Source organism: Pseudomonas sp. FW215-R2 (genome assembly GCF_058789255.1).
The window spans coordinates 152,834-172,697 of the sequence record NZ_JBYTBO010000001.1; the positions used below are offsets into that span (position 1 = coordinate 152,834).

Genomic DNA, 19,864 nt, shown 5'->3' on the forward strand with positions numbered 1-19,864 from the left:
GCCGGCAGGAAAACTCAAGAAGCCAGTGGCGATACTTGCCAAAGCCCGTTCTGCTGGATCAATTGCCGGTCGCAGTCCGCATCACGGGCGGCGGCCAAAGGTTGTCCAGGCAACGCCTGAACGACACGCTGACCCTCACTGCGCAACTGGCAAACCTGCTGCCAGAGTGCCGCATCCGTACTGTCAGGCATCCAGATACCGCCAGACGGTAGCTCGATCTCAGCACGCCCCAGGGTCACCAGGGTTTTCAAATCGGTGGAAAAGCCGGTGGCCGGACGGGCGCGACCGAAGTCGGCGCCGATGTCGTCGTAACGACCGCCCTGAGCGATGGACTGACCAACACCCGGTACGAACACCGCAAACACCACACCCGTGTGGTAGTGGTAACCGCGCAACTCGCCCAGATCGAAGTACAGCGGCAGCTCCGGGAAGCGCGCCGACAGCCGCTCGGCGATCGCCAGCAAATCTTCCAGCGCGGCCAGTACCGGCGCCGGCGCATTGGCCAGACGCTCACGGGCAGCGCTCAATACTTCACGGCCGCCGCACAGGTCGACCAGCGCACGCAGCATGCCGGACAGATCGGCCGGCAGGCCTTCGGTCAAGGTAATGACCTCGTCGATAGCCTTGCGTTGCAACGCATCGAACAACTGCTGCTCGACCTCACCCGACAGACCGGCCGCCTGGGCCAGACCGCGGTAGATGCCGACATGCCCCAGGTCCATGTGCACGTCCGGCACATCGGCCAGTTGCAGCATGGCCAGCATCAGGCTGATGACTTCAACGTCGCTGCTCGGGCTCGCATCGCCGTACAACTCGGCGCCCAACTGGATCGGGCTGCGCGAGGACGACAAGGCACGCGGCTGGGCATGCAGCACGCTGCCGGCGTAGCACAGACGGCTCGGGCCTTCGCGACGCAGGGTGTGCGCATCGATGCGCGCCACTTGCGGCGTGATGTCGGCACGGAACCCCATCTGCCGGCCCGATTGCGGGTCGATGACCTTGAAGGTACGCAGATCCAGGTCCTGGCCCGCGCCGGTCAGCAGGGATTCCAGGTACTCGATATGGGGAGTCACGACAAACTCGTAACCCCAGCTCTGGAACAGATCCAACACCTGACGACGCGCGACTTCAATGCGCGCCGCTTCCGGTGGCAGTACTTCTTCGATGCCATCTGGCAGCAGCCAGCGGTCTACCGTTGCCATTACGCCATTCCCCTTAGATCCGGGCGGCCAGCCCGAGGGCGAGCCTTGAGTGAAGCAGAAAATGACCGGCCCGTTCAAAACGCACGCGCATGAACGACGCGGCGAAAGGCCTGTTACCGGCTTCGCCCATCACTTTCCTCGAAAAACTGTCGGGTCATTCAACCCGATCTTCTGCAACAAAAACAGCAATCAAACGTGCAGACGCAAAAAAGCCGGGAATTTCCCGGCTGCCGCATCATACACACGTTTTCCCAAAGGATCACCCCGCCCGAGGTTTTAGCCGCCGGGCGGAATGATTCAGGTCAACGTCGTATCAAGGCTTGGACTTTTCCAGGTAACGGAAGAAGTCGCTGCTTGGGTCGAGGACCAGGACGTCGGATTTGTTCGCGAAGCTTTCACGGTAGGCACGCAGGCTACGGTAGAAACCGTAGAACTCCTGATCCTGGCCGTAGGCCTTGGAGTAGATCGCAGCAGCCTGGGCGTCACCGTCACCGCGAATCTCTTCGGATTCACGATAGGCTTCAGCCAGCAGCACGCGGCGTTGACGATCGGCGTCGGCACGGATGCCTTCGGCCAGCTCGTTACCCTTGGCGCGGTGCTCGCGAGCTTCACGCTCACGCTCGGTGCTCATACGTTCGAACACACTGCGGTTCACTTCTTTCGGCAGATCGATGGCCTTGACCCGGACATCGACCACTTCGATACCCAGCTCTTTTTCCGCCATCTTGTTCAACGACGCCGTGATATCGGCCATCAGCGCATCGCGCTCACCGGACACCACTTCGTGCAGGGTACGTTTACCGAACTGGTCACGCAGGCCCGATTCCAGACGACGGGACAGACGCTCGTCGGCGATCTGCTTGAGGCCGGAAGTCGCGGTGTAGAAGCGCTCGGCATCCTTCACGCGCCACTTGGCGTAGGCATCGACCATCACGGCTTTCTTTTCCAGCGTCAGGAAGCGTTGTGTCGGTGCATCCAGCGTCATCAGACGTGCGTCGAATTTACGCACCTGGTTAACGTAAGGCACCTTCACATGCAGACCAGGCTGAACATCGGCCTGAACCACACGACCGAACTGCAGCAACACCGCACGCTCGGTCTGAGCCACGATGTAGAAGCAGTTCCAGCCGACCAGTACCACAACAACGCCAACGATCAGGGCGATCAGCGATTTATTGCTCATCAGCGGGTCTCCCTTGTGCGCGACTGCGGCAGGTCAGTGACATGCGGCGTGACGTCCGTGTTGTTGCTGGCGGCAGCCGAGCCGGTGACCGGTGCATTGCTGCCCGAACTGTTCTGAATCATTTTGTCCAGCGGCAGGTAAAGCAGGTTGCTCTGGCCGTTCTTGTTGCCGGTCACGAGTACCTTGCTGGTGCTGCTGAAGACTTCCTGCATGGTGTCCAGGTACAGACGCTGACGCGTGACCTCGGGCGCCTTGCGATACTCGGCAACCAGCTTGGTGAAGCGATCAGCCTCACCCTTGGCGCGCGAGACCGTTTCGTCGCGGTAGCCGTTGGCATCTTCGAGGATGCGCTGGGCCTGACCACGGGCTTCCGGCACCACGCCGTTGGCGTAGGTTTCAGCCTGGTTGCGCGAACGCTGCTCGTCTTCACGGGCGCGGATCACGTCATCGAAGGCTTCCTGCACTTCACGCGGTGCAGCTGCGCTCTGTACGTTGACCTGAGTGACGGTAATACCGGTGCGATAGGTATCGAGGAAACGTTGCAGACGCTCCTTGATCTCGCTGGCCATCAGCTCACGACCTTCGGTCAGCACCTGGTCCATCGCGGTGGAACCCACCACATGGCGCAGCGCACTGTCGGTCGCATGTTGCAGGCTGATTTCCGGCTGGTCGACGTTCAGCACGAAGTCCTGCAGGTTGCTGATCTTGTACTGCACGGTCAGCGGCACTTCGACGATGTTCTCGTCTTCGGTCAGCATCTGGCCCTGCTTGGTGTAGGCACGCTCACGCGTGACGTTTTCCATGTACTTCTTGTCGATCGGCGGGAAATAGATGTTCAGGCCCGGGCCGACGGTCTCGTAGTACTTGCCGAAGCGCAGCACCACGGCTTGCTCCTGCTCGTCCACCACGTACACCGCGCTGTACAGCCACACGGCCGCCAGCACGACGAGGCCGATGCCGAGCAGGCCGCCGAAGCCGCCACTCTTGCCCGAACCACCGCCATCGTCACCCCGTTTCTTACCACCACCGAACAACCCGTTCAGGCTTTCCTGCAGCTTTCGGAAGGCCTCGTCGAGATCTGGTGGTCCCTTGCGGTCGCCGTTATTGCGGCGCTTGCCACCCCAAGGATCCTGATTGTTCGAGTTGCCACCCGGCTCATTCCAAGCCATAGCGCTCTCCATCTGATAAAGCAAAGACGCACCCACGGCGCGCCGACCAATGCTACAGAATGCCTGCCGTTGCGGCACAACCGCTTTTTCAGGCTTTTATTGCAAAGTGTGTTGCTCGATGAACTCCGTCGGCACAACGCCTTCACGACTGACCAGTCGATTGAGCTCCGAGCGTGGCAATCGAATGGCCAGCAAGCTGACACCTTCTTCGTCGTATTCTTCTTTCTGTACCGCGCCCAGCTCAAAGAACTGTGCACGCAGACGCGCAAACCGCTGGGGCAAACGCAAGGTTCCGACAAACAAATCACTGCCCAGCAATTCGGCAATGGCTTGCTCAAGCAATTCCAGACCAGTGCCATCCCGCGCCGACAGCCAGACCCGTTGAGGCCTGCCATTTTCGTCGCGCTGGATTTGTGGCTCAACGCCTTCAAGCAAATCGAGTTTGTTATAGACCTCGAGGATCGGCAAGTCCTGGGCACCAATCTCGCCCAGCACCACCATCACCTGCTCGATCTGCAACATGCGATCCGGTTCGGCCGCATCGATCACGTGCAACAGCAGGTCGGAATTGCTCGACTCTTCGAGCGTAGACCGAAATGCCTCGACCAGCTTGTGCGGCAAATGACGAATGAAACCCACGGTGTCGGCCAGGACAATCGGCCCCAGGTCGTCCAGTTCCAGACGGCGCAGGGTCGGGTCCAGCGTGGCGAACAACTGGTCCGCCGCGTACACGTCGGATTTCGTCACGTTATTGAAGAGCGTGGATTTGCCGGCGTTGGTATAGCCCACCAGAGACACGGTTGGGATATCCGCACGCGAGCGGCCGCGACGCGACTGTTCGCGCTGGCTGCGCACTTTTTCCAGCCGCCCCTTGATCTGGCGCAGGCGAACCCGCAGCAGTCGCCGGTCGGTTTCGAGCTGGGTTTCACCCGGACCGCGCATGCCGATACCGCCACCCTGACGCTCAAGGTGAGTCCAGCCGCGAACCAGCCGGGTGCTCATGTGGTCAAGCTGGGCCAGTTCGACCTGGAGCTTGCCTTCATGGGTGCGGGCGCGCTGGGCGAAAATATCGAGAATCAGACCGGTACGGTCGATCACGCGACACTCGAAAACACGTTCGAGGTTACGTTCCTGACTGGGCGTGAGGACGTGATTGAAGATCACCAGATCGGCTTCTTCGGCGTGGACCAGGTCGCGCAGTTCCTCGACCTTGCCGCTGCCAATCAGGAATTTGGCCGTTGGCCGATGACGCGGCACGTTAAAAAACGCAACGGTCTCGGCGCCGGCCGAATTTGCCAACTCCTGAAACTCCTGCGGATCTTCGCGCGCCTCAGGGTCCTGTCCATCCAAGTGAACGAGGATGACTCGCTCACCACCACCGTGGCGCTCAAAGAACAAAGGAGACTCCTATCAGGCGTTACCTGGCTCAGCGTCACCTGCTTCGGATTCGGTTGCGCTTGGCAGACGAATTGGACGAACCGGCACGACTGTAGAGATAGCGTGTTTGTAAACCATCTGGCTGACGGTGTTCTTCAGCAGGATAACGAACTGGTCGAACGACTCGATCGTGCCTTGCAGTTTGATACCGTTGACCAGGTAGATGGAAACCCCAACTTTCTCTTTACGTAAAGTATTCAAGTAAGGGTCTTGTAGCGAATGCCCTTTTGACATGTGCCGCACTCCTTTAAGGATTCAATATAAAAAATAGGTAATCAGATGGCTTTTGCCGCCACACCCCCAAGGATAGACGGCAATTGCAAGGACTCAGCTCAATATGGAGATGGTCCCAAGGTATTTCAAGGCGCGTGGCAGATTGTCGCAATCCAGACTGTCGAGCCAGTGTAAATCGTCCCAGCTGCGCAGCCAGGTAAACTGGCGTTTGGCCAATTGGCGCGTGGCAATGATGCCCCGCTCCTGCATTTCAGCCGACGTCAGCTTGCCATCCAGGTAATCCCAGACTTGGCGATAGCCTACCGCACGTATAGACGGCAACCCGGCATGCAGGTCACTTCTATTACGCAGGGCTACGACCTCGTCGATGAATCCCTGTTCCAGCATATTTGTGAATCTTTGTTTAATGCGGTCGTGCAGTACCTGACGATTTGCCGGAGCAATGGCCAAGTTCGCGACAGTATAGGGCAATTGTTGCAGTCCCGATGCCGCAGCTTGGGTACTTTGTTCAGATTGTTTCAGCCGCAGTTCAGTCATGCTCTGACCGCTGACCCGATAGACTTCCAGCGCACGACTCAGGCGCTGAGGATCATTCGGGTGAATACGCGCCGCCGATTCCGGGTCGATCACTGCCAACTGATCGTGCAAGGCTTGCCAGCCAAGGCGTGCAGCCTCTTCCTCGATCTGCGCACGAACCTCGGGATCCGCCGCCGGCATATCCGCCAGACCTTCGACCAAAGCCTTGTAATAGAGCATCGTGCCGCCTACCAGCAGCGGAATTTTTCCGCGTGCGGTGATTTCGGCCATGGCTTGCAGGGCATCGCGGCGGAAATCGGCCGCCGAATAACTCTCGGCCGGGTCGAGAATGTCGATCAGCCGATGAGGATGTTCGGCGAGCAGTTCTTTGGACGGTTTGGCCGTGCCGATGTCCATGCCGCGATAGACCAGTGCCGAATCGACGCTGATCAACTCGCACGGCAGCACCTTGGTCAGCTCGATGGCCAGGTCGGTCTTGCCCGCAGCGGTCGGGCCCATCAGGAAAATCGCTGGAGGAAGCTGGCTCATCAACGACCGCGCAGAAACAGTTTGTCCAGATCGTCCAGGCCCAGTTGGGTCCAGGTCGGTCGGCCATGGTTGCATTGACCGCTGCGCTCGGTGTTTTCCATGTCGCGCAGCAGACCGTTCATTTCCGGCAAGGCCAGGCGGCGGTTGGCGCGGATCGCGCCGTGGCAGGCCATGGTGCCGAGCAGTTCATTCAGGTGCGCCTGGATCCGGTCACTGGTGCCGTATTCCATCAAGTCCGACAGTACGTCGCCCACCAGACGGTTGGCCTCGGCCTGTTTGAGCAGGGCCGGAATCTGGCGGATCGCCAGGGTTTCCGGGCCCAGACGCTGCAATTCGAACCCGAGACGCTGGAACCACGCCGCATGCTCTTCGGCGCAATCGGCCTCGCGCTGACTGACCGCCAGCGACTCCGGCACCAGCAACGGCTGGCCACTCAGGCCTTCGCTCGCCATGGCGATCTTCAGGCGTTCGTACATGATCCGCTCGTGAGCGGCGTGCATGTCCACCAAAACCAGGCCCTGAGCGTTCTCGGACAGAATATAGATGCCCTTGAGCTGTGCCAGCGCGTAGCCAAGTGGCGGAATATCTTCCTGACCGGCCGGTAGCGCATTGGCATTCGCCTCGGGCAGCGGCGCGAAAAACTCGCGGTACGCAGCCTGAGCTTCAGCGGCCGGCGGCACCGCAGATTGCGGACGCGGCGTGTATTGATACTGATAAGCGCCACCAGTGCTGGCGCCCGACGAGGTATTGAAAGTCGGTTGTGCCTGCGGCTGCTCCAGCAGCGCATTGGCGGCCAGACGCATTTCACCTTGCGGGCCAAACTCACCGGCTTCGAGGCCGGTTGGCCGCACGATTGCGGTAGTGACCGAACCGGCAAGCTGATCTTCCGGTCGCACATCGCCGAGGGCACGGTGCAAGGTGCCATACAGGAAGTCATGCACCATGCGCCCGTCACGGAAGCGCACTTCGTGTTTGGTCGGGTGCACGTTGACGTCGACCGCTGCCGGATCGACCTCGAAAAACAGCGCGAACGTCGGATGCCGGCCGTTGAACAGCACATCGCGATAGGCCTGACGCACCGCGTGGGCCACCAGTTTGTCGCGCACCGCACGGCCGTTGACGAAGAAATACTGCAAGTCCGCCTGACTGCGGTTGAACGTCGGCAGACCGACCCAACCCCACAGATGCAAGCCATTGCGCTCGATCTCGATCGGCAAGGCCTGTTCAAGGAAGCCCGAACCGCAGATCGCCGCCACACGCCGGGCGCGGGCCGCGTCATCGTGAGCCTCGTGCAGGCTGAGGATGGTCTTGCCGTTATGGCGCAGATGAAACGCCACGTCGAAACGCGCCAGCGCCAGACGCTTGATCACTTCTTGCAGATGATCGAATTCGGTTTTTTCGGTCTTGAGAAATTTGCGCCGTGCCGGGGTGTTGAAGAACAGGTCACGGACTTCCACCGAGGTGCCGACCGGATGCGCCGCCGGCTGCACGCGGGGTGCCATGTCGCGACCTTCGGTCTCGACCTGCCAGGCCTGATCGGCATCGCGGGTACGCGACGTCAGGGTCAGGCGCGCCACGGAGCTGATCGACGCCAGTGCCTCGCCCCGGAAACCCAGGCTCATCACCTGTTCGAGGTCTTCAAGGTTGCGGATCTTGCTGGTGGCGTGACGGGCCAGCGCCAGCGGCAGGTCATCGGCGGAAATGCCGCTGCCATCATCACGCACCCGCAGCAGCTTGACGCCGCCCTGCTCGACATCGACGTCGATGCGCCTGGCGCCGGAGTCGAGGCTGTTTTCCAGCAATTCCTTGATCACCGAGGCCGGGCGCTCAACCACCTCGCCAGCGGCGATCTGGTTCGCCAGCCGTGGGCTGAGCAGTTCGATGCGGGCCGCGTTCAGAACCTGATTCATTCTTTGGACGCCAGTTCGGTACCAGGAATGGTCAGGTGCTGACCGACCTTCAGCTCATCGCTGCTGAGGTTATTGGCACTGCGCAAAGTGGCTGGCGACACCTGATAACGCACGGCAATCATCGCCAGGGTCTCGCCCGGGCTGACGCGGTGATCACGTGGCCCCTGGGCGATCTTGCCCGAATCACGCAGCCAGGCAATGTAAGTGCCCGGTGGCGGGTTCTGCTGGAAGAACTGGCGTACGCCGCTGCTGATCGAACGCGCCAGCGCCTGCTGGTGGCTCGAGGCCGAGAGCTTGTTCGCTTCGTTGGCGTTGGAGATAAAGCCGGTTTCCACCAGGATCGACGGGATGTCCGGCGACTTCAGCACCATGAACCCGGCCTGCTCAACGCGTTGCTTGTGCAACGGCGTGACGCGACCAATGTTGGTCAGGACTTTCTGGCCGACGTTGAGGCTGGAGGTCAGCGAGGCGGTCATCGACAGGTCGAGCAGCACGCCGGCAAGCATCCGGTCCTTGTCGTCGAGGCTGACGTTGCCGGCACCACCGATCAAGTCAGAACGGTTTTCACTGTCTGCCAGCCAGCGGGCGGTTTCCGAGGTGGCGCCACGGTCGGACAAGGCAAACACCGAAGCACCGAAGGCCGCCGCAGACGGCGCGGCGTCGGCGTGGATCGAGACGAACAGATCGGCGCCTTTCTTGCGGGCGATTTCGGTACGGCCACGCAACGGGATGAAGTAGTCGCCGGTACGGGTCAGTTCGGCGCGGAAGCCTTTCATGCCGTTGACCTGACGCTGCAACTCACGGGCGATCTGCAGCACCACGTCTTTCTCGCGCTGACCGCGTGAGCCGGACGCGCCCGGGTCTTCGCCGCCGTGGCCGGCGTCGATCACCACAATGATGTCGCGCTTGCCGGCCGGGGCCGGAGGCAGTTTGATCGCCGGTTCTGTCGGGGTGACCGGCACGGCCGGAACGGTCGCAACTGCCGGTGTCGGCGCAGGTGTGGGTGGTGGCGGCGCGGCATCGGCCGGGTTATCGAACAGGTCGACCACCAGACGGTTGCCATACTGCGCGTTTGGCGCCAGCGAGAAACTCTTCGGGGTGACGGCTTTTTTCAGGTCGATGACCACCCGCAGGTCGGTCGGCGTACGCTGGGCCGAACGCATCGCAGTGATCGGCGTATTGGCGGTGGAGACTTTCAACGGTGCGCCGAGGGTGGCGCCATTGATGTCGATGACCAGACGGTCCGGCGACGTCAGGGTGAAAACGCTGTGCTGCACCGGACCGGTCAGGTCGAACACCAGACGCGTGTTGTCCGGCGCCCGCCACAGGCGCACGCTGTTGACCTTCGTGTCGGCCACAGCGTTGACGGTTACTGCCATCAACATCAGTCCAGCGGCAGCCACCAACGCGCGAAAGCGCATACCTAACCCCATCATTTAATTGGTTTCCAATGCCAAAGCGGCACACCAGGCCTCGCCACGCGAGCCCTGGGACAAAATAGTCAGCGAACGCCCGCTGTCTTGCGGGCTAATGGTAATGGTCAGGTCAGGCTTTGGCAAAAAGCCTGCACCTTTATCGGGCCACTCGATCAGGCACAGGGCGTCGTCTTCGAAATAGTCGCGAATGCCGAGAAACTCCAGCTCTTCCGGATCGACCAGACGATACAGATCAAAGTGGAAGGCGCGGATGTCACCGATCTCGTAGGGCTCGACCAGCGTGAAGGTCGGGCTTTTCACCGCACCGACGTGCCCCAGCCCGCGAATGATGCCCCGCGACAGCGTGGTTTTACCCATGCCGAGGTTGCCTTCGAGGAAGATCAGGCCATGCCCCCCGGTCACGCGGGCGATCCGTGCGCCAAAGTCGCTCATCGCCTGTTCATCGGCCAGGTACAGGGTTACTTCAGACACGGTGCATGCTCCTCCAACAACTGACGAATGGCTGGAATCAGATCACTGGCCGCCAGCCCACGGCCGAATTTACCTTGTTGCGCTCCTGCGCTGGCGTGCAGCCAGACCGCCAGGCACGCCGCATCGAACGCATTCATGCCCTGAGCCAGCAACGCACCGACCAGACCGGCCAGTACATCGCCGAGCCCGGCGGTGGCCATGGCCGGATGGCCTTGATGACACAACGCCAGACGCCCGTCGGGGTGAGCGATCAGACTGCCCGCGCCCTTGAGCACCACCACCGCTGCATATTTTTTGCTCAATGCCAGTGCTGCCGCAGGACGATCGGCCTGCACCTCGGCGGTGCTGATCCCCAGCAAACGCGCCGCTTCACCCGGATGCGGCGTGATCACACAATCTTTGGGCAGAGTGACAAATCCGGACGCCAGCAGATTCAACGCGTCGGCATCCCACACTTGCGGCAGCGGTGCATTGGCGGCGGCCGACAGCAGTGCCCTGCCCCAACTCGCTTGCCCAAGCCCCGGACCTACTACCAGCACGGACACTTTTTCCAGCAGCCCCATCAGTTGATTGGCCGACGAAGTGCCCAACGCCATGGCTTCAGGAACCCGGCTCAACGCTGCCGGGACATGTTCCGGGCGGGTCGCCAGCGACACCATTCCGGCTCCGCTGCGCAACGCACTTTCGGTGCTGAGAAGAATCGCGCCGCCAAAGCCGTGATCGCCACCGATCAGCAGGACATGGCCAAAACGCCCCTTGTGCGTAGCCGGCAATCGAGCAGGCAGGCGCGGCAGATTACCGGCATTGAGCCGGCGGGCGGCGACGGCAATGTCACTGTAGGTTTCGGCAGGCGCTTGCAGATCGTTAAACAGCAGGTCGCCGACGTGATCCGCCGCGCCCCCGGTAAACAGGCCGAGTTTCAGCCCGATGAAGGTCACGGTCAGGTCAGCGCGCACCGCGCTGCCCAGCACATGGCCGGTATCGGCACACAAACCGGAAGGGATATCGACCGCCACCACCGGCAGGCCGCTGGCATTGATGACTGCGATGGCAGATGCATACGGCTCACGCACATCACCGCTCAGACCGGTGCCAAGCAGCGCGTCGACAAGAATTCCGCGCAATTCACTGGAAACATTCCAAACAGCAATCGCAACGCCTTCAGCCACTGCTTCGGCATGCGCCAGGGCCGCATCGCCCTGCAAGCGTTGCGGATCGCCGACGGCCAGCACCTGCACCGTCCACCCCGCACGCCGGGCCAGCGCAGCCACCAGATAACCATCGCCGGCGTTGTTGCCGTGCCCGGCCAGCACCGTCAATTCATTCGCGGCTGGCCATTGGCGCACCAGTGCACGCCAGGTGGCATGGGCGGCACGCTGCATCAATTCGAAGCCCGGCGTGCCGGCGGCAATCAGCCGTGCGTCGAGTGCCCGCACTTGCGCGGCGCAGTACAGCGCGTCGGGTAATTGATCTTTAGTGTGCGGCATGCGTCTTCGGGCTCCGATGTCTGGCAGAATTATACGCACCTCAGCTCCGGTTTCTCTCGCCTCATGTCCGCCATCACCACAGATCTTCCCGCCCTCGCCCAATCCATCAAGGACTGGGGCCGCGAGCTGGGCTTCCAGCAAGTCGGCATCAGCGGTCTGGACCTGGCCGAGCACGAGCAGCATCTGCAACGCTGGCTCGAGGCCGGCTACCACGGCGAAATGGATTACATGGGCGCCCACGGCAGCAAACGCTCGCACCCCGAAGAGCTGGTGCCGGGCACCTTGCGCGTGGTGTCCTTGCGCATGGACTACCTGCCGGGCGACACGCAAATGGCGCAATTGCTGGCCAAACCGGAAAAGGCCTACATCTCGCGTTATGCCTTGGGCCGCGATTATCACAAATTGATCCGTAAACGCGTGCAACAACTGGCGGACAAGATTCAATCCGAAATCGGCCCGTTCGGCTTCCGCGCCTTCGTCGACAGCGCCCCGGTGCTGGAAAAAGCCATCGCCGAACAGGCCGGCCTGGGCTGGATCGGCAAAAACACCCTGGTGCTGAACCGCAAGGCCGGCAGTTACTTCTTTCTCAGCGAGCTGTTCGTCGACCTGCCCCTGCCGGTGGATGACCCCCATAGCACCGAACATTGCGGGCGCTGCACCGCGTGCCTCGACATCTGCCCGACCAACGCTTTCGTCGGGCCGTATGTGCTGGATGCGCGGCGCTGCATTTCTTACTTGACCATCGAGCTGAAGAACGCCATCCCCGAAGACCTGCGACCGTTGATCGGCAATCGGGTGTTCGGCTGCGACGACTGCCAGATCTGCTGCCCGTGGAACCGCTTCGCCCGCCCGTCCGGCGAAAGCGATTTCAAGCCACGGCACAATCTGGACAACGCCGAACTGGCCGAGCTGTTTCTGTGGGATGAAGACAAGTTCCTCAGCAGCACCGAGGGTTCGCCGCTGCGCCGCGCCGGCTATGAGCGCTGGCTGCGCAATCTGGCGGTGGGACTGGGTAACGCACCGTCGAGCATTCCGGTGCTGGAAGCGCTCAAGGCGCGGCGCGAATACCCGTCAGAGCTGGTGCGCGAGCATGTGGAGTGGGCGCTGAAACAGCACGCCGACCGTCAAGGCGCGTCGTTATAGACGAACTTCGGCATTTCCCAATGGAAGCGAATCGCCAACAGCCGCAATAGAAAGCCACCGAACAGGGTGATCAGAATCGCCTGCTCGCTCGGCACGTTCAGGAACAGGCACAGCATGTAGCACCACGCCGCGGCGAACGAGACGCTGGCGTAGAGTTCGCGGCGAAAGATCAGCGGGATGTCGTTGCAGAAGATGTCGCGCAGGATGCCGCCGAACACCCCAGTGATCACGCCACTGACCGAAGCCACCAGCATGCCGTGACCCATTTCCAGCGCGGTCATGCAGCCGATCAGAGTGAACGCCACCAGACCGACCGCGTCGAGCACCAGAAACAGCGAGCGCAGATGGCGCATCCAGCGTGCCGTGAACACGGTGATCATCGCCGCGACCGTGGTCAGCACCAGGTATTCCGGGTGTTTGACCCAGGTCAGCGGGTAGTGCCCGAGCAGCACGTCGCGCACCGAACCGCCGCCCAATGCCGTGACGCAGGCGATCAGCACCACGCCGAACCAGTCCATGCCGCGACGGCCCGCAGACAGGGCGCCGGTCATGGCTTCGGCAGTAATGGCGACGAGGTAGAGCATCAGCAACATGGTGGCGATCCTGGCAGGAAGGCGCGCAGTCTACTCACTTCGCCGGGGCACCAAAAGAGGGCGCCTCGGCGTGGGTCGCCGATCTCAGAACTTGATGAAATGCTTGCGGTAGTGCTGCAGCTCGGCGATGGATTCACGGATGTCGTCCAGCGCCAGGTGAGTGCTGCCCTTTTTGAAGCTGTCGCGCACGTCCGGCGCCCAGCGCGCGGCCAGTTCCTTGAGCGTGGAAACGTCGAGGTTGCGATAGTGAAAGTAGCTTTCCAGCGACTTCATGTGGGTATAGAGGAAGCGGCGATCCTGGCAGATGCTGTTGCCACAGATCGGCGACTTGCCCTTCGGCACCCACTGCTCGAGGAAGGCGATGGTTTCGGCTTCAGCCTCGGCCATGCTGACGCGGCTGTCGCGCACGCGTTGGGTCAGGCCGGAGTTGCCGTGGGTGCGGGTGTTCCACTCGTCCATGCGGGCCAGCACTTCGTCGCTGTGGTGGATGGCGATCACCGGGCCTTCGGCCAACGTATTCAGGTCACTGTCGGTGACGATGGTGGCCATTTCGATGATGACGTCGTTTTCCGGATCCAGACCGGTCATTTCCAGGTCGATCCAGATCAGATTCTGCGGGTTTTGCATATTTCGGCTCCTAGGCAATGCTGCGCAGTTTAGCCTAGGGCGGTGCCCGGGCGTGCTAAACTCGCGGCCGTTTTACCTAATCGCTGCATTCTTCAGACGGAACACCCATGGCCAAACGCCAACTCAATCGTCGTCAAAACTGGCGCATCGAAAAGATTCAGGGCGAGCGCGCCGCCCGCGCCGCCAAACGCGAGTCCTCGGCTGTCGAGGCGCTCGAAGGCGGCGATCTGGGCCCGGAACAGCACGGCCTGGTGATCGCCCACTTCGGTGTGCAGGTCGAAGTCGAGGCTGTTGACGGCGAACTGGCCGGCCAGGTTTTCCGCTGCCACTTGCGGGCCAACCTGCCCGCGCTGGTGACCGGCGATCAAGTGGTCTGGCGCGCCGGCAACCAGGGCATCGGCGTGATCGTCGCGCAACTGCCGCGCACCACCGAGCTGTGCCGGCCGGACAGCCGTGGCCAGCTCAAACCGGTGGCCGCCAACGTCGACATGATCGTCATCGTGTTCGCCCCGCTGCCCGAGCCCCATGCGAACCTGATCGACCGCTATCTGGTCGCGGCCGAACACGCCGGCATCCGCCCTTTGCTGCTGCTGAACAAATTCGACCTGATAGACGAGCAGAATGCCCCGGCGCTGAATGCACTGCTGGCGGTGTACCGCACGCTGGGTTATCCGGTGCTGGAAGTGTCGGCGCACCACGGCAACGGCATGGAGCAATTGCAGAAGCAGCTCGACGGGCGCATCAGCGTGTTCGTTGGTCAGTCCGGTGTCGGCAAGTCGTCGCTGGTCAACAGCCTGCTGCCCGAGGTGGAAACCCGCGTCGGCCCGCTGTCCGAACTGTCCGGCCAGGGCACCCACACCACGACCACCGCGCGCCTGTTCCACTTCCCTGGTGGCGGTGAGCTGATCGACTCCCCGGGTATCCGCGAATTCGGCCTGGGCCACGTCAGCCGAGCCGACGTCGAGGCTGGCTTCATCGAGTTCGACGACCTGCTCGGCACCTGCCGCTTCCGCGACTGCAAGCACGACCGCGAGCCAGGATGCGCCCTGCTCAAGGCCCTGGAAGATGGCCGCGTGCAACAGCAGCGAATGAACAGCTACCGCTCGATCATCGCCAGCCTGCCTGAAAACGGCTACTGAACAAGATCGCCAGCAACGCTGACTTTGGGAATGTCCCAGCCAAACAAAAGCCGCAGTCATCTGCGGCTTTTGTTTGTGGATCCACTCCAGCGACCACCTCAATATCAGTCAGCCGGTAGCTTCGGCGCCTGCTTTGCGATGCTCCTTTCCTGTGATTTAACCCGACGTTCAAGCTTGCGAATATCCTCTTCCGCAGGGAGTTCCTCGGGTTTGATACCACGCTGGTCCAGCATGTCGCGCACGCTCAAATTGTTCTGGACATGCTCGCTCGCAATAGCCGACTCACCCTGTAAATCAACCTGAAGCACATTGTGATTGGTCATCTCAGTGGCAAGATTTTTCGCAGCAATAGTCAATGTAGGCAGAAAATCAGCAAGTGGCCGACTCTTGATGATGCCGTAGCGATCTTTCATCGCTTGAGTCGTTTTCCCACCGAAAAGCGCTGCATCTCCCCGGGAGCGGATACGAGCAAACCCCTCATCATCCACGCCACGTTCGTAAATATTCTGCGACAGTTCTTTTTCCGACTCGCGCAAGCGATCACGAGCATCAAAGCGGGCCAGCAGGCGCATCCGGTCTTCAATCAACTCTTGCTTGCGCGTTTGTAGCGCGAAATAGCTCTGAGCAAAGGCAATGGGCCGTTTACGCGGATCGCCATTCTGCGCAATCAAGTAACAGGCATAGCGCGTAAGCATGAAATCGTCGGTAGCTCGTTGCCCACCTTTGCCAATCTCGATCATTTTCGTAACGCCACGAAAATGATCGAGAGCATCCACACCGGTGGCTTCACACGAGGCTATTGCACGCTGGACAACGGTGAGAAAGTTTTCCCAACGTGCATAACCCAAAGGCTCCTGCAGTTCGCGAGCGAACCAGAACTCGATACCCTCGCCAGGCACCCGTTGCGCTAATTCGTCAAATTGCTGTTGCAGCAAAAAGATTGTCTGATTTTCCATCGTCACGACTCCCTGTGGTTCAGAAGGATTTGAATTCATTGCTGGCCATTTAAAGCAAAACACCCGTGTGCGCTGATCGGGGATTATCCGTGAGAGGCTGATCAAAAAAGCGCCCAGTCGTCGCCGGATACAAAAAAGCCGACATCACTGTCGGCTTTTTTGTGGGTCACTGCTTGGACGCGGGCGCCGGGGCAGTGGCGGGTGCAGCGGGCGCCGGGGCTGGCGCCGCGCCAGCCGGCGCGGCTGGCTTCGGCGCCGCGTCGTCAAACAGGTTCAACCGTTCGCGCAGTTCGTGCGCCGGCACTGGTTGCTGATCCGCCGGCAAGGCGTTCGGGTCGACCGGTGTGGCCGGGGCCGCACCGTTCTGACCTTGATCTGCCGGTTTCGACGGTTCGGTACCTTGCGAACCTTCGATGGCCGCCTGGGCCTTCTTGGTCAGCACCACGATGTCGATGCGACGGTTGACCGGGTTGAACGGGTTCTCCTTGTCGAACAGCGCCGACGAGGCGTAACCCACGACCCGCGCCACTTGCCCGTCCGGATAACTACCCGCCACCAGCGCACGCCGGGCGGCGTTGGCACGGTTGGCCGAGAGCTCCCAGTTACCGAAGTCACCGGTGCCGGTGTACGGCTTGGCGTCGGTGTGGCCGCTGATGCTGATCTTGTTCGGCACCGCTTTGATGGTGTCGGCCATGGCCAGCAGGATGTCTTCGAAGTACGGCTTCAGGCGTGCAGAACCGGAGTCGAACATCGGACGGTTCTCGGCGTCCATGATCTGGATGCGCAAGCCGTTCGGCGTGATCTCGAACAGGATCTGATCCTTGAACTTCTGCAGCTGCGGATTCTCGTCGACCTTGTTCTGCAGTTCTTGCAGCAACAGTTCCAGACGTTCCTTCTCGACCTGCTCGGCCATGCCTTCAACCTGCTCGGTGTCGACCGTGACCTTGTCCGGTTGCGGCTGCGACTTCACTTCAGGGTTGAGGGTGTTTTCCGGCGCCAGGGTCGGCGTACCGCCCAGGTCGATGATGTACGGCGTGCCGCTCTCGGAGAAACCGACCGGGTCCTTGAAGTAACCGGCGATGGCGATCTTCTGTTCCGGGGTCGCGGTGGACAGCAGCCACAACACCAGGAAGAACGCCATCATCGCCGTCGCGAAGTCGGCGAAGGCGATCTTCCACGCCCCGCCGTGATGCCCGCCGGCGATGCGCTTGACGCGCTTGATGATTATCGGCTGGTTATTTTCCATGACTTAACGACCGCGAACGGCTTGTTCCAGCTCGGCAAAGCTTGGACGGTGAGCCGGGTACAGAACCTTGCGACCGAACTCGACAGCCAGCGATGGCGGCATGCCGGACGCCGAAGCTACCAGCGAGGCCTTGATGGCTTCGTAGACGTTCAGCTCTTCCTTGGCATCGTGCGCCAGGGAGTGCGCCAGCGGGCCGAAGAAACCGTATGCCGCGAGAATACCGAAGAAGGTACCCACGAGTGCCGCACCCACGTGCAAACCGATGGACTTCTGATCGCCTTCACCCAACGAGGCCATGGTCACCACGATACCCAGTACCGCCGCGACGATACCGAAACCCGGCATGGCGTCGGCGATGCCGTTCACCGCGTGGGACGGATGCTCCAGGTCTTCCTTGAGGCTGTACAGTTCCATGTCGAACAAGCCTTCCAGCTCGTGCGGCGCCATGTTGCCGGACGACATGATGCGCAGGTAATCGCAGATGAACGCGGTCATGCGTTCGTCTTTCAGTACCGCCGGGTACTTGGCGAAGATCGGGCTCGCAGCGGCATCTTCGATGTCGCCCTCGATGGCCATCATGCCTTCACGGCGGCTCTTGTTGAGGATCTCGTAGATCAGGCCCAGCACTTCCAGATAGAACGTGTGGCTGAAACGCGAACTGAACATGCTCAGAGATTTCTTGAGCACGTGCATCGTCATGTAACCGGGGTTGGCCTGGAGGAATGCTCCGAGTGCCGCACCACCGATGATCATCACCTCGAAAGGCTGGATCAGGGCGGCAATCTTGCCGTGGGAGAGCACGTATCCGCCGAGCACGCTCGCGAATACGACGATGATGCCGATAATTTTAGCCATAGGTAGAAAGTACTTATTTAAGTCGGGTTCAAGGTCATATTCGGAAGTTAAAAAATCTCTTCTTCTACTTATCGGCAAAACTGCGCCAGACTATAGCCAGTTCAGGCGAAAAGCCAATTTAGCCCATGCCGGGCGCGTCTACAGTCAGTGAAGATCTCGTCCAGACATGGCTAATGAAACGAACGTCCCACACGTAAAACCCACCACACTCGATGGCTGGGTGAAGCTGCTCGACGGCGTACGCCTGCCGGTGCCGCAAGAAGCCCACGATCGTGTCTGCCGCGCCATCCGCGATAATCGCAGCTCGCTGCGCGACATCGCCGACCTGATGCAGGACAGCCCGGCGCTGGCGCTGAGCATCATTCGCGAAGCCAATCGCCACACCCAGGGCAGCATGACTGCACCGGCGGAAAACCTTGAGGTCGCGATCAATCGCCTTGGCCTCGCCCGCACCGAAGAACTGCTGGCTCGCCTGCCCGCCGAACCGCAGGCACAAATTCCCCAGGCCTTGCGCCAGATACAGATGATCAGCCAGCACGCCACGCAACAGGCCAACGGCTTTTTTGCCAGTCGCCTGGCGCGGCTGTGGCAGGACATTCATTGGGGCAGTCTGTTGTTTCTGTCGCCGCTGTGGCCGCTGGCACTGACCTTTCCCAAACTGCTCGAAGAGTGGGAAGTGCGGGTTATCCACAAGGGCGAATCGGCCCGCGACGTGGAAAAGCAATTGTTCGGCGTGCGCCTGCTGAAGATCGGTGAGGCGCTGGTCGAAGTCTGGCGATTGCCGATCTGGGTGCAGCAGGGCTATCGATTGCTGCTCACCGAGCAGCGCGAACTGGTCAAGGTTTTGCGCATCGCCCGCGATGTCGATCACCCGCTACGCCAGCAGAATCGCCTCGATGACGACCCGACCCTGCGCCACTGGCTCAATCAGCCGGCCAACACCGTGCTGCTGGCCAACGGCCTGGCGCTGTCGGCACAACAGGCCTGGGACAGTCCGCACAGCGAGCGCTGGCAATACCTGACCAGCCTCTATCTGCAAATCTCGATGGACGAGGTGCAACAACAGTTGCACCAGCAGGCCGCCAACAGCGCACGCCGGCATTCGATGCCGGATCTGTGGCACCCGGCGGTTTCCCTGTTGTGGCCGTGGGGCACCCATCGCCTGCCCGCCGGAATGCTGCCGGCCGCCGCACCCAATGCCGACGACCTCGCCAAGTGGCGCCGGCAATGCGCCGAACTGCTGGCCGAGCCGAGCCGTTTCACCAATGCCATGCACTTGACCATTGCCGCTCGCGACGCGCTGGTGGCCAGCGGCATGCGCCGGGTGATGATCCTGATGGCCGACCGCACACAGTCCAGTCTGCGCGTGCATCAGATTTCCGGCCTGCCGAAGGAAGCCGCTGCGCTCAACTTCGTCGTCAGTCAAAGCACCGTGCTGCAACGCTTGCTCGCGCAGCAGGCACAAGTGCGGATCACCCCGGACAACAACGCCCAGTTTTCCGCCCTGCTGCCGCCCTCGCTGCGCACGCTGTTCCGAGGCGAACACCTGTTCCTGCGCTCGCTGGTCCACAACGGCCGCGTCATCATGATCGTGGTGGCCGACCAAGGTGGCGGGCCGTTCGCCGACATCACCGTGCAAGCCTTCGGCAAAACCGCGCAGTGCATCGAGAAAGCCCTGCACAGCTTTAGCCAGCGCGGCCAATGACAGCTA

Annotated in this window: 18 protein-coding genes; 3 read left to right on the forward strand and 15 right to left on the reverse strand. The window is 61.3% G+C overall.

Features of this window, described 5'->3' with window-relative positions:
* Nucleotides 1–14: 14 nt before the first annotated feature.
* The 10 genes from AC3WRD_RS00655 to AC3WRD_RS00700 all read right to left on the reverse strand — a co-directional run bounded on the left by AC3WRD_RS00655 (nucleotide 15) and on the right by AC3WRD_RS00700 (nucleotide 11,594).
* Nucleotides 15–1,202, reverse strand: a complete 1,188-nt coding sequence (locus AC3WRD_RS00655) for an ATP phosphoribosyltransferase regulatory subunit (RefSeq protein WP_085746509.1) — start codon at nucleotides 1,200–1,202, stop codon at nucleotides 15–17.
* A gap of 313 nt (nucleotides 1,203–1,515) precedes the next feature.
* Nucleotides 1,516–2,385, reverse strand: coding sequence for a protease modulator HflC (hflC, locus tag AC3WRD_RS00660; protein ID WP_007950723.1), 870 nt, complete (start codon nucleotides 2,383–2,385; stop codon nucleotides 1,516–1,518).
* A complete protein-coding gene (hflK, locus tag AC3WRD_RS00665; RefSeq protein WP_085685164.1) occupies nucleotides 2,385–3,554 on the reverse strand; it encodes an FtsH protease activity modulator HflK in 1,170 nt (389 codons plus the stop codon). Before hflK ends, hflC begins: the two co-directional genes overlap by 1 nt.
* A 96-nt stretch (nucleotides 3,555–3,650) precedes the next feature.
* Nucleotides 3,651–4,952 (reverse strand): ribosome rescue GTPase HflX, encoded by a 1,302-nt coding sequence (gene hflX, locus AC3WRD_RS00670; RefSeq protein WP_096819817.1) that lies wholly within the window; start codon nucleotides 4,950–4,952, stop codon nucleotides 3,651–3,653.
* A 12-nt stretch (nucleotides 4,953–4,964) separates the two neighbouring features.
* The gene (gene hfq / locus AC3WRD_RS00675) at nucleotides 4,965–5,225 is read right to left on the reverse strand and encodes an RNA chaperone Hfq (RefSeq protein ID WP_007902656.1); all 261 of its coding nucleotides are present in this window, start codon (nucleotides 5,223–5,225) and stop codon (nucleotides 4,965–4,967) included.
* Nucleotides 5,226–5,318: 93 nt separating this feature from the next.
* Complete coding sequence (gene miaA / locus AC3WRD_RS00680) at nucleotides 5,319–6,290, reverse strand: tRNA (adenosine(37)-N6)-dimethylallyltransferase MiaA (protein ID WP_085732663.1); 972 nt, start codon at nucleotides 6,288–6,290, stop codon at nucleotides 5,319–5,321.
* Nucleotides 6,290–8,200 carry a DNA mismatch repair endonuclease MutL gene (gene mutL, locus AC3WRD_RS00685; RefSeq protein WP_102620132.1) on the reverse strand — a complete coding sequence of 637 codons (1,911 nt, stop codon included), beginning with the start codon at nucleotides 8,198–8,200 and terminating at the stop codon, nucleotides 6,290–6,292. The genes miaA and mutL overlap by 1 nt, the downstream gene beginning before the upstream one ends.
* Nucleotides 8,197–9,585, reverse strand: a complete 1,389-nt coding sequence (locus tag AC3WRD_RS00690) for an N-acetylmuramoyl-L-alanine amidase (RefSeq protein ID WP_371858308.1) — start codon at nucleotides 9,583–9,585, stop codon at nucleotides 8,197–8,199. Before AC3WRD_RS00690 ends, mutL begins: the two co-directional genes overlap by 4 nt.
* 51 nt (nucleotides 9,586–9,636) lie before the next feature.
* Entirely contained in the window at nucleotides 9,637–10,107 is a 471-nt protein-coding gene (gene tsaE / locus AC3WRD_RS00695; protein ID WP_096819821.1) for a tRNA (adenosine(37)-N6)-threonylcarbamoyltransferase complex ATPase subunit type 1 TsaE, read from the reverse strand.
* The gene (locus AC3WRD_RS00700) at nucleotides 10,095–11,594 is read right to left on the reverse strand and encodes an NAD(P)H-hydrate dehydratase (RefSeq protein WP_102620134.1); all 1,500 of its coding nucleotides are present in this window, start codon (nucleotides 11,592–11,594) and stop codon (nucleotides 10,095–10,097) included. The genes tsaE and AC3WRD_RS00700 overlap by 13 nt, the downstream gene beginning before the upstream one ends.
* A 63-nt stretch (nucleotides 11,595–11,657) precedes the next feature.
* Here AC3WRD_RS00700 and queG point away from each other — a divergent pair, with 63 nt between their 5' ends.
* A complete protein-coding gene (gene queG / locus AC3WRD_RS00705) occupies nucleotides 11,658–12,737 on the forward strand; it encodes a tRNA epoxyqueuosine(34) reductase QueG (protein WP_102620135.1) in 1,080 nt (359 codons plus the stop codon).
* On the opposite strand, the gene AC3WRD_RS00710 is transcribed toward queG, so the two are convergent.
* Entirely contained in the window at nucleotides 12,719–13,330 is a 612-nt protein-coding gene (locus AC3WRD_RS00710; protein WP_096819823.1) for a trimeric intracellular cation channel family protein, read from the reverse strand. The two genes, queG and AC3WRD_RS00710, sit on opposite strands and share 19 nt — an antisense overlap.
* Nucleotides 13,331–13,414: 84 nt before the next feature.
* Complete coding sequence (gene orn / locus AC3WRD_RS00715; protein ID WP_096819824.1) at nucleotides 13,415–13,957, reverse strand: oligoribonuclease; 543 nt, start codon at nucleotides 13,955–13,957, stop codon at nucleotides 13,415–13,417.
* A gap of 107 nt (nucleotides 13,958–14,064) precedes the next feature.
* Between orn and rsgA the strand changes: the two genes are divergently transcribed.
* Complete coding sequence (rsgA, locus tag AC3WRD_RS00720) at nucleotides 14,065–15,096, forward strand: small ribosomal subunit biogenesis GTPase RsgA (RefSeq protein WP_102620136.1); 1,032 nt, start codon at nucleotides 14,065–14,067, stop codon at nucleotides 15,094–15,096.
* A 104-nt stretch (nucleotides 15,097–15,200) separates the two neighbouring features.
* Here the strand turns inward: rsgA and dinD are convergent, their stop codons facing one another.
* The 3 genes from dinD to motA form a co-directional block, all read right to left on the reverse strand.
* The gene (gene dinD / locus AC3WRD_RS00725; RefSeq protein ID WP_102620137.1) at nucleotides 15,201–16,052 is read right to left on the reverse strand and encodes a DNA damage-inducible protein D; all 852 of its coding nucleotides are present in this window, start codon (nucleotides 16,050–16,052) and stop codon (nucleotides 15,201–15,203) included.
* 166 nt (nucleotides 16,053–16,218) lie between these two features.
* Nucleotides 16,219–17,298: a flagellar motor protein MotB gene (gene motB / locus AC3WRD_RS00730; RefSeq protein WP_102620138.1), complete on the reverse strand. Its 1,080-nt coding sequence runs from the start codon at nucleotides 17,296–17,298 to the stop codon at nucleotides 16,219–16,221.
* 3 nt (nucleotides 17,299–17,301) lie between these two features.
* Nucleotides 17,302–18,153, reverse strand: a complete 852-nt coding sequence (motA, locus tag AC3WRD_RS00735; protein ID WP_007952169.1) for a flagellar motor stator protein MotA — start codon at nucleotides 18,151–18,153, stop codon at nucleotides 17,302–17,304.
* Nucleotides 18,154–18,319: 166 nt separating this feature from the next.
* On the opposite strand from motA, the gene AC3WRD_RS00740 reads away from it, so the two are divergent.
* The gene (locus AC3WRD_RS00740) at nucleotides 18,320–19,858 is read left to right on the forward strand and encodes an HDOD domain-containing protein (RefSeq protein ID WP_102620139.1); all 1,539 of its coding nucleotides are present in this window, start codon (nucleotides 18,320–18,322) and stop codon (nucleotides 19,856–19,858) included.
* The last annotated feature ends 6 nt before the right edge of the window (nucleotides 19,859–19,864 follow it).

Excerpts from the sequence above, each read along its gene's own strand:
- mutL (WP_102620132.1), bottom strand. The coding sequence starts at position 8,200 with ATGAATCAGGTTCTGAACGCGGCCCGCATCGAACTGCTCAGCCCACGG.
- miaA (WP_085732663.1), bottom strand. The coding sequence starts at position 6,290 with ATGAGCCAGCTTCCTCCAGCGATTTTCCTGATGGGCCCGACCGCTGCG.
- orn (WP_096819824.1), bottom strand. The coding sequence starts at position 13,957 with ATGCAAAACCCGCAGAATCTGATCTGGATCGACCTGGAAATGACCGGT.
- dinD (WP_102620137.1), bottom strand. The coding sequence starts at position 16,052 with ATGGAAAATCAGACAATCTTTTTGCTGCAACAGCAATTTGACGAATTA.
- AC3WRD_RS00740 (WP_102620139.1), top strand. The coding sequence starts at position 18,320 with ATGGCTAATGAAACGAACGTCCCACACGTAAAACCCACCACACTCGAT.
- motB (WP_102620138.1), bottom strand. The coding sequence starts at position 17,298 with ATGGAAAATAACCAGCCGATAATCATCAAGCGCGTCAAGCGCATCGCC.
- hflK (WP_085685164.1), bottom strand. The coding sequence starts at position 3,554 with ATGGCTTGGAATGAGCCGGGTGGCAACTCGAACAATCAGGATCCTTGG.
- motA (WP_007952169.1), bottom strand. The coding sequence starts at position 18,153 with ATGGCTAAAATTATCGGCATCATCGTCGTATTCGCGAGCGTGCTCGGC.
- queG (WP_102620135.1), top strand. The coding sequence starts at position 11,658 with ATGTCCGCCATCACCACAGATCTTCCCGCCCTCGCCCAATCCATCAAG.
- AC3WRD_RS00655 (WP_085746509.1), bottom strand. The coding sequence starts at position 1,202 with ATGGCAACGGTAGACCGCTGGCTGCTGCCAGATGGCATCGAAGAAGTA.
- hfq (WP_007902656.1), bottom strand. The coding sequence starts at position 5,225 with ATGTCAAAAGGGCATTCGCTACAAGACCCTTACTTGAATACTTTACGT.
- AC3WRD_RS00690 (WP_371858308.1), bottom strand. The coding sequence starts at position 9,585 with ATGTTGATGGCAGTAACCGTCAACGCTGTGGCCGACACGAAGGTCAAC.
- hflC (WP_007950723.1), bottom strand. The coding sequence starts at position 2,385 with ATGAGCAATAAATCGCTGATCGCCCTGATCGTTGGCGTTGTTGTGGTA.
- AC3WRD_RS00700 (WP_102620134.1), bottom strand. The coding sequence starts at position 11,594 with ATGCCGCACACTAAAGATCAATTACCCGACGCGCTGTACTGCGCCGCG.
- AC3WRD_RS00710 (WP_096819823.1), bottom strand. The coding sequence starts at position 13,330 with ATGTTGCTGATGCTCTACCTCGTCGCCATTACTGCCGAAGCCATGACC.
- rsgA (WP_102620136.1), top strand. The coding sequence starts at position 14,065 with ATGGCCAAACGCCAACTCAATCGTCGTCAAAACTGGCGCATCGAAAAG.